This is a genomic window from Synechococcus sp. PCC 7502 (assembly GCF_000317085.1).
GTDB lineage: Bacteria > Cyanobacteriota > Cyanobacteriia > Pseudanabaenales > Pseudanabaenaceae > PCC-7502.
On the sequence record NC_019702.1, the window covers coordinates 322,334 to 336,860 of the forward strand.

General features: G+C 39.5%; 12 protein-coding genes and 1 tRNA gene. 6 read left to right on the top strand and 7 right to left on the bottom strand.

The window, feature by feature from the left end:
• Window positions 1-225: 225 nt before the first annotated feature.
• Window positions 226-531, top strand: coding sequence for a hypothetical protein (locus SYN7502_RS01520; protein WP_015167136.1), 306 nt, complete (start codon window positions 226-228; stop codon window positions 529-531).
• Between the two features lie 434 nt (window positions 532-965).
• On the opposite strand, the gene SYN7502_RS01525 is transcribed toward SYN7502_RS01520, so the two are convergent.
• The 3 genes from SYN7502_RS01525 to SYN7502_RS01535 form a co-directional block, all read right to left on the bottom strand.
• Complete coding sequence (locus SYN7502_RS01525; protein WP_015167138.1) at window positions 966-2,168, bottom strand: phosphoglycerate kinase; 1,203 nt, start codon at window positions 2,166-2,168, stop codon at window positions 966-968.
• Window positions 2,169-2,478: 310 nt separating this feature from the next.
• The gene (locus SYN7502_RS01530) at window positions 2,479-4,053 is read right to left on the bottom strand and encodes a serine/threonine-protein kinase (protein ID WP_015167139.1); all 1,575 of its coding nucleotides are present in this window, start codon (window positions 4,051-4,053) and stop codon (window positions 2,479-2,481) included.
• 217 nt (window positions 4,054-4,270) lie between these two features.
• Window positions 4,271-4,344 (bottom strand) — tRNA-Arg (locus tag SYN7502_RS01535).
• Between the two features lie 173 nt (window positions 4,345-4,517).
• Here SYN7502_RS01535 and def point away from each other — a divergent pair.
• The 4 genes from def to SYN7502_RS01555 all read left to right on the top strand — a co-directional run bounded on the left by def (window position 4,518) and on the right by SYN7502_RS01555 (window position 9,000).
• Entirely contained in the window at window positions 4,518-5,087 is a 570-nt protein-coding gene (def, locus tag SYN7502_RS01540) for a peptide deformylase (RefSeq protein ID WP_015167140.1), read from the top strand.
• 124 nt (window positions 5,088-5,211) lie between these two features.
• The gene (locus SYN7502_RS01545; protein WP_015167141.1) at window positions 5,212-7,392 is read left to right on the top strand and encodes a sigma 54-interacting transcriptional regulator; all 2,181 of its coding nucleotides are present in this window, start codon (window positions 5,212-5,214) and stop codon (window positions 7,390-7,392) included.
• 301 nt (window positions 7,393-7,693) lie between these two features.
• Window positions 7,694-8,302, top strand: a complete 609-nt coding sequence (locus tag SYN7502_RS01550) for a DedA family protein (protein ID WP_015167142.1) — start codon at window positions 7,694-7,696, stop codon at window positions 8,300-8,302.
• 134 nt (window positions 8,303-8,436) lie between these two features.
• The gene (locus tag SYN7502_RS01555) at window positions 8,437-9,000 is read left to right on the top strand and encodes a Uma2 family endonuclease (protein WP_015167143.1); all 564 of its coding nucleotides are present in this window, start codon (window positions 8,437-8,439) and stop codon (window positions 8,998-9,000) included.
• On the opposite strand, the gene SYN7502_RS01560 is transcribed toward SYN7502_RS01555, so the two are convergent.
• Both SYN7502_RS01560 and SYN7502_RS01565 read right to left on the bottom strand, forming a co-directional pair.
• Window positions 8,997-9,362, bottom strand: a complete 366-nt coding sequence (locus SYN7502_RS01560) for a VOC family protein (protein WP_015167144.1) — start codon at window positions 9,360-9,362, stop codon at window positions 8,997-8,999. The two genes, SYN7502_RS01555 and SYN7502_RS01560, sit on opposite strands and share 4 nt — an antisense overlap.
• Window positions 9,363-9,423: 61 nt before the next feature.
• Entirely contained in the window at window positions 9,424-10,224 is an 801-nt protein-coding gene (locus SYN7502_RS01565) for a PhzF family phenazine biosynthesis protein (protein ID WP_015167145.1), read from the bottom strand.
• A gap of 161 nt (window positions 10,225-10,385) precedes the next feature.
• On the opposite strand from SYN7502_RS01565, the gene SYN7502_RS01570 reads away from it, so the two are divergent.
• Window positions 10,386-11,135 (top strand): COP23 domain-containing protein, encoded by a 750-nt coding sequence (locus SYN7502_RS01570; RefSeq protein WP_015167146.1) that lies wholly within the window; start codon window positions 10,386-10,388, stop codon window positions 11,133-11,135.
• Window positions 11,136-11,210: 75 nt separating this feature from the next.
• Here SYN7502_RS01570 and SYN7502_RS01575 read toward each other — a convergent pair whose 3' ends face one another.
• Both SYN7502_RS01575 and SYN7502_RS01580 read right to left on the bottom strand, forming a co-directional pair.
• Window positions 11,211-12,506 (bottom strand): vanadium-dependent haloperoxidase, encoded by a 1,296-nt coding sequence (locus SYN7502_RS01575; protein WP_015167147.1) that lies wholly within the window; start codon window positions 12,504-12,506, stop codon window positions 11,211-11,213.
• Between the two features lie 217 nt (window positions 12,507-12,723).
• A complete protein-coding gene (locus SYN7502_RS01580) occupies window positions 12,724-13,614 on the bottom strand; it encodes an alpha/beta fold hydrolase (protein ID WP_015167148.1) in 891 nt (296 codons plus the stop codon).
• Between the last annotated feature and the right edge of the window lie 913 nt (window positions 13,615-14,527).

A 14,527-nucleotide genomic window follows, 5' to 3' on the forward strand; every position in this document is an offset into this window, starting at 1 on the left:
TAACCATGAGGATGAGGCAAATTACAAAAACTTTGTAACCGATTTTTATTAATTACATACAAAACGTAAATAAATAATATTAACAATTTACATAGAATAGATATATTAAACATTTAGACAAATCTTTAGAGATTAGTTAGAGCAACTTTAGTTTTTTAAACTTAAGAAGTTTCTTATAAAAAATACAAAAATTAATTTAAAAACTAGATAAATACGGTAAATACTATGAATGAAATTGGTAAATATAGTTTTAGATGTAATCTCACCTTGGGAGACATTTATCTACAAGTTGTAGTGTGGTTAGGTGTAATTTTTGCCAGTTTGGCATCAGCCTTAGCTCTCATGAGCAGACCACTATACTCATTTGCGGCAGTGGGCTTGATTGTAGTCGTATCTCTACCTTTCCTGCTCTTTGCATTTGTGACGACCCTATTTAATCACATTGAAATTACACCTGTAGAGGCAAAAGTTACCAAAAGTGTAAATGCAGCAAAACCAGCAGCACCAGTTACGAAGCTTAGTCATGTCTAATTTAACTTTCTAATAAAATTCATTTGATAAAATTGAAAAGTATTTAGCTCAAGCTTATTCCTCCATCATGGGGGATTTTTTATGGGAATTTTTGAGCATTCTCTAAGATTATTTTAAAATTATTTCTCAATGTTCTTCTAATGGGCTTTGAGCTTTACTTCCCAAGAGACCTATGACTTAAATCTTCTGTTACTCGGTATTGATTTAGGAACTGCTGTCCTGTTCTTGTTGCTACTTGAAATTGTTTGGCTACTTTACGAATTGATGTGTTTCCTGAGTTATATGTGGATACAATCTTTTTTCTTAGTACTAATAAATAGGGTGTCATTTTTACCCTTTTTTTCTAATGTACTCACCTATTTTTTTTTGTTATTCCATTCCGCAATAGGCTGTAAGGAGGGAAACCCCCCCCTTTTTTTAGCTAACTTTTAGGACTAGGCTTCATCTAAAGCGGCAATACCCGGTAATACTTTACCTTCTAGTAGTTCTAAGCTGGCGCCACCACCAGTGGAGATATGGCTCATTTTGTCAGCAACTCCAACTTTTTCCACAGCCGCCACAGAATCACCACCACCGATAATAGTAATAGCTCCTGTTTCGGTAATTTCTGCTAATGTGCGGGCGATCGCCTCTGTCCCAACGGCAAATTTATCAAATTCAAATACCCCCATTGGACCATTCCAAATCACGGTCTTTGAGTCTGCCAGAGCATCTTGGAATAATTTGATTGAATCACTACCAATATCTAACCCCATCCAACCATCGGGAATGTTTTCAATACTGACGGTTTGGGCATTGGCATCGGGTTTGAAATTATCAGCTACAACTACATCAGTTGGTAATAATAACTGCACTCCTCGCTCCTTTGCTTTTGCTTCTAAGGATTTGGCTAATTCTAACTTGTCCTCTTCCACTAAGGACTTACCAACGGCTAAGCCTCTGGCTTTGTAAAAGGTGAAAATCATCCCACCACCAATAATCAGCTTATCAACTTTTTCTAATAGAGCATCAATTACACCGATTTTGCTGGAAACTTTGGAACCACCAACGATCGCCACTAAAGGACGCTTAGGAGTATCGATCGCTCCACTCAAATACTGTAATTCCTTATCTAATAAAAATCCTGCTACGGATGGATGTAAAAACTCAGCTACTCCTTCAGTAGAAGCATGGGCACGGTGAGCGGTACCAAAGGCATCATTGACATATAAATCTGCTAATGAGGCTAATTTATTTGCAAATTCCCGATCATTTTGTTCTTCTTCAGGGTAGAAACGGATATTTTCTAAAAGAATAACACTGCCATTTGGAGCATCATTAATTGCCGTAGCTACTGCTTCCCCAATGGAATCATCGGTTTTAATGACTGTTGTGCCTAATAATTCTGATAATCGAGTAGCGATCGGGTTAAGCCTGAGTTTTTCGGTGATACCTTTAGGTCTGCCCAGATGACTAACTAAAATTGCCTTGCCCCCAGCATCGGTTACATATTTAATTGTGGGTAAAGCGGCTCTAATTCTGGTATCGTCGGTAATTGCTCCCGTATCATTTTGTGGAACATTAAAATCAACTCTGACTAAAACTCTCTTTCCTACTAGATCAGTAGCATTTAAGTTAGCTAAAGTTTTCTTAGCCATAAAATAAACTCCAAATATTAAACGTAGTTAATCAATTCGTTATAAATTTTACAGAACAACTATGTGCAATATTTCTTGATTTGTATTTTTATAGGTTGGATAGAACTTGGCATGATCAAAACGGACTCTACTCAGCGATCGATCGCTTACTTACTTCCTACTATAAAAATAGACTTAATTAAATGGGGTGAAGGGGTTTAACCCCTTCGTGGGGGGCAGCCCCCAAACCACCGTACTATAATCTTAAACTGGGAAAGGAGTAGAAGAATTAATTATAGAACCATCAACAGAAGAGAGCTTTTTCTATATTTTAACGGGCTTTAACCACTCGGATAAACTCTGAACCAGATATTAAAGGTATCTTATTAACGAATTGCACAGTGTACGATCGCTCTTCTATTTGCTTAGAACCATCGGGATAAAAGTAAGTATTTGTACCAACAAAACTCATTGAAGTATCTGTTTTAGAAGTTAGCTCCAAATTTTCTACGGTAACTTTACTAAATTGTTGGAAAAAGTTGGGATCAAACTGTGAAGCTAAGGGTTGAGTAAATAAATCTTTGGCACTTTTCCATTCTTGATTAGAAACATGGTCATAAAGACTTTGAATCACAATCTCGGCATCCTCCACAGCTAAAACTTCAGGTTGACTAGGCACAGGACTGGTTTTATTGGGAGTAACTGTGTCAGGCTCACTAGGCTCAGGTGGGGGGGAAGGAGTTGGTTCGGTCTTAGGGGTAATATTTTCTACAGGATCATTAGGCGCAGGCTTGGGAATAGTAGGATTAGGAGCAGGGGGAGTTAAATTTTGATCAGAATCTTGCTTAGAAACTTGCTCAGACGATTGGGGAGATCGGGTTAACCAAAAGCCTAAAATAATTCCCAATGTTAAAAATAAGCCAATTAACAGAGTTTTATAGAATTCGCTGAACTTATTTGGAGTTTTTGACGCAGTAGGCTCTGGGGGAATATAACGAGGCGAGATCGCTACGGTTGGCTCATAGTAAGATGTAGGTGCAGAATTTGAATTTGGTTGTACTGCAATTGGTGCTGTCGGATTGGTGGAAGATGGGGTAATTGTTTGTAAAGCCTGCATAACTTCGGTGGCAGTACCATAGCGATCGCGAGCATGGGGAGAAATTGCCTTTGATAAAATTGCTGCTAAGTTGGGACTAACTATAGTTACATATTGCTGCCACAGCACCTCCCCTGAACTATAATCCGTCTCCATTTGATGGGGCTGTTTTCCTGTCAATAGATAAATGGCTGTTAATCCTGTAGCGTAGAGGTCACTACTATAAACTGGTCGTCCTGCGGCTTGCTCTGAAGGCATAAATCCGGGGGTTCCAATTGTAATCGTACTTACTAAATTGCCCGCCACCGCTAAACTAGTGGACATTGATTCTTTTACAGCCCCAAAATCTATAAGAACTGGCTTTTGGTCTAGTTGGCGAATAATTATATTATCTGGCTTAATATCTCGATGAATAATACGTTTGCTATGGACATAATCTAAAACAGGCAGGAAATTAAGCAAAAAGTCTATAACAAAGTTCTCACTATAACTAGCTTGCTTCTGCATAGCATCACTTAGAGTTACCCCATCAATCAGTTCTTGAACTAGATAGAAGTCCTGATTTTCTTCAAAATAGGCATAAAGGGAGGGGATTTGAGGATGATTTCCCAAGTCTTCCAAAATAGCGGCTTCTCTGTGAAATCGAGCTTTGACTAATTGATAGACTTCAGGATCATGGGAAATTGGGCGGAGTTTTTTAATAACACAGTGCCGACCCGATGGCATTTGAGTATCTTCAGCAACGAAGGTTTCGCCAAACCCGCCTGAACCTAGGGATCGTAAAATTTTGTAGCGATTGTTCAGTAGCATAACTGAGGATAAATTGCCAAACCTTGAACTCAGATCAATACTACTCCTTTTCCAGTGAAAGATTAATGGGGGTGTAAGGAATAAGCCTCACGAAAGAGTTTTGCCCTTTAATCCCGTATATACAAACCCATAAAAGCCTATACCGAAATAATAAATTAGTTATAAATTGTGGAGATATAACAAATGACCTAACTGACTTGGCAAGTAATTTATAAAATGGGTATGGCTGGACTCTAACCAGCGACCGATCGCTTAGAAGGCGATTGCTCTATACAACTGAGCTACATACCCAAAACCTGACAAATACCTATGGATAAATTGTCGGCTCTACATTTTACATCAAATATACCCAAAATTGTCTAGCTTAGAAGCTGAATTTGGAATTGCTGGTAATTTTTAAGCTGGGCTACCGAACTATAAATATCTGTGTCAATATAGTTAATGGTGAATTAAATTCTGTGCCAATGCCTGCTACTCTGTTTCAAGTTTCCAAAAAGAAGTTAAAAAATCCGCCGTTAAAGGTTTGTAAGTTGGGCGATCGGAATCTGCGTCAACCTGCTAAGCGCATTACTAAAGTTAATGATGAAATTAGGGCGATCGCACTACAAATGCTACAAACTATGTACAGTGATAATGGCATTGGATTAGCGGCTCCGCAAGTGGGAATTCATAAGCAAATCATAGTTGTGGACTGTGAGCCAGATAATGAGTCTGCACCGCCTTTGATTCTCATTAATCCTGAACTTAAATCCTCTGGCGGCGACATTATCACTGGCGAAGAGGGTTGCTTGAGTGTGCCAGATGTATTTTTGGATGTGCAACGTCCTGATCAAATTACAGTCAATTTTCGTGATGAAGAGGGCAAGCCTAAAACTTTAACCACCGACGGCATTTTAGCGAGAGTAATTCAGCACGAGTTAGACCACTTAAATGGTGTGATGTTCGTAGATCGGGTACAAAATGCGATCGCCCTCAAAAAAGAACTAACTAAACATGGATTTTCCGTTGATGATGTTCAGGCTATTAAATCATAGGTATTAATGAGGAAATGAGGAACTAATGTATCTTATAGTTTGTCTCTACCTGAATATCTATTCCATGAGAAAAATCATCTCTTGTTAGGGCTATCAGGAATTTTTTTTTAATACCACTAAGCTTGTGATCTACCCCATAAATTCACCTATTAACTCAGAGTGGATTAGCGATCGCACTCAAGCTCTTCAACCCTACCTAGTCAATAAAGCAGAGAGGGGAATTATTGGTAAAAGTCGCTATGCGATTCGATTGCGTCAAGATATTAAAAATGCTAGTAGCGATCGCCAGCCTGTAATCATTATTGGGGAAGCGGGACTGGACAAAGATAATATTGCAGCTTTGATCCATTTTAATTCAGCATTCCGTCGAGAAGCGATCGCAAAAGTGAATTGTCGTTTACTTCAAGCCAGTGGGGCTGAACTATTTGGTCGAGTTGATGGGAATTTAGGCATTCTGACATGGTTAGGACAGGGTACTTTAATTCTAAATAATATTGAAGAATTACCCAAGGAATTGATTCCTAAAATCAAAGAACTCTTAGAAAAAGGAACATTCAAGCCCGTTGGTAGTTCAGAATTAGCCCCTGATTGTCTGTGTGAAGTTCGCATTATCCTAGTATCGGAAAAACATGAGCCAGCCTACGCACCCTGCCGTAAACATACAATTAAAGTTCCTGCTTTAAGAGTGCGAAAATCGGATATCAAGCTTTATACCGAATATTACATTAGTCTATACTGTCGCGATCGCGGGCTTACCAAACCAAAGCTCACCGAAGAAGCTTTACGCAGTTTACAAAACTATGACTTTCCTGAAAACCTTAAAGAATTGCAATCCCTAGTATCAAGAGCGATCGTGCAGTCCTTAGGTGCAACTGTTTTAACTGAATCAGTATTCTGGTCAAATAAACCGAAGAGTAAACGATTTCGCTTTAACTTACTCAATGCCAATCCAAATTTACGAAAATTTTTACGCAGTGATTGGTTCCCAACTCGCTTAAATTATTGGGTGGTTTTGCCTCTTTATACAATCGTTGTCATAATTCTGTTTTTAGCTCCTCAAACTCGAGATCGCAACTTGGCATTGAATTTATTTTGGGCATGGTGGTGGCCCCTAATATTGATCGCATTTCCGTTTGTAGGTCGTCTTTGGTGTTCTATTTGTCCATTTATGATCTATGGAGAAGTCACGCAAAAACTATCCCTATGGCTGTTTCCTCGAAATCTGAAGCAATGGGATCGAGCTAAAAGTGAACGCTGGAGTGGCTGGTTCCTGTGGGGATTATTCCTGCTGATTTATCTATGGGAAGAATTATGGGATTTACAAAATACCGCCTATCTTTCTGCCTATTTGCTGCTATTAATTACGGCGGGTGCTGTGATCTGCTCTTTAATTTTTGAACGGCGGTACTGGTGTCGCTATCTCTGTCCAATTGGTGGTATGAATGGTTTATTTGCGAAGTTATCAATCACAGAACTAAGAGCCGATCAAGGAACCTGCTCCGCAGAATGTACTACCTATCAATGTTATAAAGGTGGAGTTCAAAAGGGAGAAGGCTTAGAAACCAATGGCTGTCCTTTATATTCCCATCCCGCTCAACTGCAGGATAATCGGGACTGTGTGCTATGTATGACTTGCCTAAAAGCTTGCCCCCATCGTTCCGTAAAGCTAAATCTGCGTCCACCTGCCATTGAGTTATGGACAACTCATATTCCCCGCAATTATGAAGTGGCTTTATTACTGTTACTGCTGGGAGGAGCATTTCTACATCGATTACCTGAAATTCAATTAGCGATCGCTTGGCAATTTGAGATAGATAATTTCTTGCCACATTTATGTTTATCAGTTTTGATTTTATTGGTTTCTGCTTTAATTCCTGTGGGTGCATATTGGATCATGCGATCGCTCTATATTTTAAGTGTAAAGTTAAGAGGATGGAAAAAGAACTCCAGTTCAGAATCACAAATTTCTATCTGTAAACCTCGACCTTTCATCCAACTTGCTTACAGTTATTTACCTTTGGTGTTAGGCGGCAATTTAGCACATTATCTCCGCTTATTTCTCCAAGAAGCAGGGCGAATTTTACCAGTTTCATTTGCTACCTTTGGCATGGATGGTTCAGCTTTACCCATATTTATTGCTCATCCTGCGGTAATTAGTTTTCTGCAAGCCACAACTTTGCTTTTATCCGTAATTCTGACTCTTGCCTTAACTCAAAAAATTGCTCGTCAGCCTTGGCGATCGCTGATCCCTTTTCATATCAGTACTTTAATCTTGGCGATCGCATTGTGGAAAATCATAGTTTAGCCTAAATCACCACCTCACTAAAAAACTCAAAACCTATTCATAAAGTTAGAGAGTTAGAGCCATATTAATCAATCAAACCAGATAAATTCCTAAAAGGATTAGATTTCCTTGCTTACACGACATTTGCCTTAACTCAAAAAATTACCCCGTGCTACTTAATAAAAACCGAATCCTGTTTTCAATTCGATTTGTGAATAATCGGGATTGAGTTCTGCAAACCTAGTTTATTTCTGGAAATTAATTAAGGAGTTTCGATATACTATAGATTCGCTTTAATTGCGCTTTTATATTGGGGTAAGATGTGCATTTTGATCTAAAAGAGATAATCCAATCCTTTGGGTATGTCGGTGGTTATTTAGTAATTTGGGGAATTATCTTTGCTGAGTCTGGACTACTAGTTGGATTTTTTCTGCCCGGTGATAGCCTTTTATTTACATCGGGATTTTTAGCCTCCCAGAACTTGTTAAATATTTGGATTTTGATTGCTGGGGCATTTATCTGCGCTGTGTTAGGGGATAATGTCGGGTATATAACTGGGAAAAAATTTGGGCGATCGCTATTTCAAAAAGAAGATTCCCGTTTTTTTCATAAGCAAAACCTGATCAAAGCCGAACAATTCTATGAAAAGCACGGTAAAAAAACTATTGTGTTGGCTAGATTTACGCCAGTGATTCGTACCTTTGCGCCAATTTTAGCTGGAGTAAGTGAAATGACTTATAAGACTTTTTTTACCTATAACGTCATTGGTGGATTTATATGGACATTTGGTTTAACTATTTTTGGCTATTTTTTGGGTAAAGTCATCCCTGATGTGGATAAATATCTACTACCCATAGTCGTTGCAATCATAATTATTTCCCTGCTACCTTCGATTATCCATCTGTATGGGGAACGCAACCAGAAAAAATAGGTAGTTTAAATTTCCTGTAAACGGAGATCGCCTGAATATCGATTCCCAAACGCTATTTATACTTTCTTCTCACGGTAAAAAACCTTTTGAAAATAAGGGGGTAAAATAGTGATTAAAATAATCAGCAAATAGTGATGATACAAACAGTATCCAAATCCCTAAGCCTTGAAGAGTTCCTACAGCTACCAGAGACGGAGCCAGCTAGTGAATTCATTGACAATGCAATTATCCAAAAATCAATGCCCAAAGGTTCGCATAGCATCATTCAGGGTGAACTCATTATTGCTATTAACGCTGTAGTAAAACCACAAAAAATGGCTAGGGCATTTCCTGAACTTAGATGTACATTTGCAGATAGAGTAATTGTCCCTGATGTATCTGTTTTTAAGTGGAATCGAATTCCCAGATACCCAAATGGGAGGATTGCCGATGAATTTGCCTTAGCACCTGATTGGATAATTGAAATCTTGTCTTCCGATCAAAGCCAAACTAAGGTAATCAAAAAGATTCTGCATTCCCTAGACTATGGAACTGAGATGGGCTGGCTGATTGATCCCGCAGAGCAAACGATCTTTATTTATACTCCAGATCAGCGATCGCAAAGCGTAGATAAACCTCACGAACTCATACCAGTACCTAGCTTTGCAGTTGGACTAAATCTAACGATCAAGGACTTATGTGATTGGTTAATTGATTAGTTTAATTTATTAGCAGGTTGGGGTTCGTAAAGGAACTCAAAGGTATTGCCATCTGGGTCTTTACCATAAAAAGAAGCAGTACCGTCTCGGTGATCATGGATTTTACCCGCAGGAATACCTAATTCAGTTAAATGAGCATGGTGTTTTTCTAATTCAGGGCGATCGCTAAAAATAAAACCAAAATGATTACTCGCCTGTTTATACTCTGGACTGAGTAAAGCTAAACCATCGGCACCTGCTTTTAAATATGCCCAATCGGGGTCTTGCCACGCCAACTCCATCCCCAAATTTTGATAAAACTCCACCGCCTTAGGAATATCTTGGACACAAATGGCAACATGTCCTAAACGCTTAAGTTGCATTGACTTTTTACTGAATAACGTACTCTTTTATTTTAAGCTTTATCCCTAACTTTGACAGGGTTTAGATATTCTCTAGCACTCCCTTAAGAACCGTAACGGCATATCCTTTAATTTGAATGCGATCGCCAATTTGAGCTAGTTCTAGTTCACCTGTACGTTTGGATAATTGCTTAGCTTTGAGGGTATATTTTTGTAATCTCTGCGCCCAATAGGGAGTAAGGCAGCAATGGGCAGAACCTGTAACGGGGTCTTCATTAATTCCAGCATTAGGAGCAAAAAACCTTGACACAAAATCGTAGGGATGATCTGGATTAGCGATCGCAGTAATAATTAATCTTTCTTCTAGTTCGACAATCTGAGCAAAGTTGGGGGCAAATTCTAAAACTTGGGATTCTGTTTCTAATAAGACCGTAATATTTTCCGCAGCAATACCAATTACCTCATGATTATAATTAGCAAAGATTTTCTCCAAAATAGCATGCGATCGCTCAGAACAAGGCTCAAAATAGCTGGCAGGAAAATCCATTACGATCAAATCCTGCTCATACCTAATATGTAAATCACCACTGCGGGTTTTGAAGGTGAGTAAAGAGTTAATATCCACTTCATTGATCGCTTTAAGATAATGAGCCATAGCTAAGGTGGCATGACCGCATAGATTCACTTCTTGGAGTGGCGTAAACCAACGTAGATGAAAATAATTGGGACTAATTCTTTGGGCAAAGGCAGTTTCCGATAGATTCATTTCGGCAGCAATTTTCTGCATCAGGCGATCGCTGGGAAATTCTTCCACTAAGACCGTAGCCGCAGGGTTGCCTTGAAAGGGAGATTTAGTAAAAGCATCAATAATAAAAATTTGCATCTGAAGGTATTAAAAACTTTTAGGTATTAATTCTGGTTCCGTAGAAAAACACGGGAATTTCTCGAAAAAATTAGCTTATAGATGGAACGGAAAAGGGTTTGATTTAGTCTAAAACGTAAAGGATTAAAAAAATACATCAAAAAGGCAGAAAAAGGCAAATTATGCTCAAGTTTACCATTCTCATCTTGGGGTTAATATCATCTGTGGTTACAATCCTTGGCGGTAAGGCGATCGCTCAAGTTCCCATAGAACCAAATAATTCTGACAACTCAGTTATTATTCCTAATCGTCCTTCTACCCAACCGAATAACCAGCCCAATGGCGTAATTTTAACTAATCCCACAGGCACAATAGTCTCAGAGCAAAGGTTTTCATGCCAACTCCAAAGCGGTCAATATACAGTTATGTACCAACCTAAAAGTCAACCTGGACAGTTCTATGCTTGGGCAATTCCGAGTGTAATGGGTGGTGGTTGGTCATCCCAAAGGCGTTGCAGTGAAATTAGTCGTCGCTTAGAGCAGTATCGCCCTGATGGTTTAGCAGAACTTCAAACAGGCACAGAAAATGGCTACAGCGTCATTTGTGCAACCACTGATAGAAACCCTACTTGTCGAATTGTCTTAACTGTTCCAGTGGGAGCCGATCCTAATAATATTCGCGATCGCGTATTTGGCAACTTAACTACGGCAGATAGTGGTCAAAGGACTTTAAGAGTAAATACTTATGTTCAAGGTAATCGTTCTAGTTTAGGTGCGTTGGGTGGCTTATTATCGATTCCTGTATCTGGAGCTAGAAGTAGTTTTCGTAATGATGGTATTGAACTTAAGCCCTTTTTAGACCGTGCTGATGGGGGGACAGGAACAGAATTAAGTATGTCCAGAGGTTTGCGGTTTAGACCTAATCAATTTTAGTTGTTGATCGCTCCACGGCTATTTATGATCTTAGGAATTACTTTAGTCCTCTGAATTACTTAAAATTCACATTTTTTACTTGATTGGCTTCAGATAGTTCCGAAAAGCATAATCAGCAACCTGATAGCCCAGATTTGTTCCCTGCACGTCCGCATTACGAGTATGAACTCCTCCCCAAACCCGAGCATCTACGTTTTCATTAGAAAGTTGAGAAAAACTACTATAACTACGAGTCACTCCACCTGCGGGGTAAGTAAAACTGAACTTTAGATCATCGCTAGAGAAGAAATTTTGTAAAACTTTTTCCGCCGCTCCAGACGTTACAGAATGTCCTGAAATATAGTCGGGATGGGCGGGTGTGATAATTAATGATTCCCAGTTGGCATCGGTTATAACACCGCGTATACCTGCTGCTTCAGCATTACGAATTGCCGTTACGGGTCGCCAGTAATTATACTTATATTTAACGGAATAGCCTGCCACATAGGCATCAGAAATCGCAAAATTAACTAGGGCAAACAGTCTGGCATTATCAATAGTGCTATTTCTCCTAGCGATCGCCGCAGATCGAGCAGCAGCATTCCAAATTACAGGTGTATTAACTGTCCAAAAAATTGCAGTCGCAGTCTGATCAGGGGTTCGAGTTTTACTATCTTTACTGCCAATATTTTTAACTTCATTAAGCTCTTTGGCATAAGCCTCACTATTCCAAGCCAAAGGAGCAGGGGTGGTGAACTGATTAGGGCTTAAAAAAGTAAAAGGTTTAAGATTGCGCCACTGAGTAAAGACCGCAGGTACATATCCCGGTGGTGTTGGCTCCCAGATACCCGCAGCCTTTTCAGCTTTATATTCTCCCTTGGCATCCCAACCATCTTTGCTGCGAATTTCCAAGATTTTTTCAGCTACTTCTTTACCTAGATTTATCCCATCCGTCTTAGCATTTCCATCTTCAATTTTTGATAATGAGTCAGATAGGGCTTTGTCTAATCTAGCTTGCTGGGCTGGATATAAGTTTAGAAGAACTGTGTGGGCTGCTGACGATACGGCTGCTTCCTTTGAGGCTCCGGGGGAATTAGTATCAACAAGATAAGGAGTATAACGGCGATCAATAGAGTTTACAGCATCAAAAACCGCCCCATGAACTATACCAAGAGCCCTTGCCTGTAAAGGAGCATCCTGCTGGGTTACTGCTACAGCTGTAGTATTCCATGAAATCACTACATCATCAGCTTTGGCTGGTTGAGCAAGTGTAGCCACAGGTACAGTCGCGGGGAAAATTCCCCCTATACCTAAAACAACCAATAAAGATATCCCCGTCATCACTAAAAATCGTCTGAGATTTTGCCAATTTTTTATGGATTTGTATGTCACATTTGTACCCCTAATATTCAATCAATTTACCGTAGATTTATATTATGGATTGTAATTATATTCTGTCAAGAAATAGGTTTCAGAGCATTATGTCTTGATCTTTTACTGGGCTATAGACTGAAGATAAAACTTCTTCAAGATTCAGATTGATTACCCAGAAATTTAATCCAAATAGCTATAGCTTTTACCTTCTAGAAGTTTCTGCTTTAGTTTGAACTCATATCGCATCGGCAGTTAGTAATCCAATTAAAATCGGATTAACTAGCTCAGGCACTTCATCTTGGGGGCAATGTCCAGCGTTAGCAATGGGAATAAATGTAGAGACACAGGGAAATTTCATTAACTCTTGTCCAAGGGCGATCGGCTCCCACGGATCACTTTCTCCCCAAAGTACGATCGCTTCACAGGGCAGAATTGCTAGCAAACTCTCAGGGGTGGGTCCTTGGGAATAGCTTACAAATGCCACAAATACATCCACAGCGTTGGCATTTTGAGCGGGGGTCACTAAAATATCAACTAGCTCATCAGTAATTGCCTCTTTGTGAATATATGCTTGGTTCAGAATTTTACGAACTATCTTTGGTTTGCGAACTTGATCAAAAAATAATTTGGCGATCGCCCGATTGGCTAACAGATTTTGCAAAAACTTTGTGCCGACCCGCCGATACCAAGGTAGGGTTAACTGTTTATCTTCTTGGAGTAATCGTAAGGAGCAGTTAATTAAAATTGTTTTGCTTACTAATTCAGGGGAAATAATGGCTGCCTGCATAATAGCGATCGCCCCAATAGAATTACCAACTAAAACTGTAATGCCACCAATTACCTCACGGCAAAAGTCACTGATTAAAGTTCCCCAGGTCTCAAAGTTATACCTAAAATCAGCACTGGGCTTAGGCATGTCAGAGGCTCCAAACCCAATTAAATCAAGAGCGTAAACTCGACTAACTGTGGCTAAAGCAGGAATATTATGTCGCCAATGTCCAATAGAGGCACCAAATCCGTGGATTAACAAAACCGCAGGTAAATTAGTTTGATTTTCACCTTTGCAGGTATAGGAGACTTGATAGGTCTTTTCGTGAAAATGCCACTGCCAAGTTAGTTTCTCCATTAGATTTATATTAAGAAATATTTCTACCCTATTATTTATTATAGTAGGCTTTCCCAAATCGGTTTTTATGTCATTTCCACTCAACTAATTCAGTCTACGGTCTATCCAAGGACACCTTTGCATTCATTGGGCTACTAATGTCCACAATAATACTTGCCTCATAACTGATAGAGTAAAGCTCCGTTCTGATTGGAAGTCCTTTGTTATACGGTTGATACGCCTTTGTCATGCCACCGAGGGGCGTGGTTTGAATTTCCCCATCACAGGAGGTGAAAGGAAAACGCGTACAACGAGCCCAAACGAAAACGGTTCTTCCCTATTCCAAGGCAACAGATACATCATTCGGGCTAATGGGCAGTAATTAAAGAAAAGATTCGTTGCAAGACCGATAGTAGTTATGTACATCAGAATCACCATGTACGGAACATAAGTCCCAATAACGACCCAAACAAAATATGCAATTCTGACCTGCGCTGGGAATACTGCCAATCGAAAATGAACAAGAAATAATACTAGTAGGGCATGGGCAGCAGAAAAGATAACTACATACTCGTAGAACACTCGGTTATACAGACCTACAAGCAAGCCAATCCATGTAGCAAACCACAGGAGCCAAACAAATCGCTTCCTGATAGGTTGCGGTATACGATCCCAAACAGAATCATGTTGGGCTGCCATTGGTCTAATCCTCCTGATGGGGGGTAGTCAAGCCGTATAACTAGGTATTAGACACAAAATTTCTACCTAAGATCACGTTTTTTGTGTCTATACAGAAAGTATAATTTATTACTATAACCCGCAAATAATTAGCCTTTAAAAAGGCGTTACATTTTATTAACTTACCCTACGGATTGGCGATCGCACTGAAACTTAACGCTGTCCTTTAGATAAACTGTCACTTGTTCAACGACCA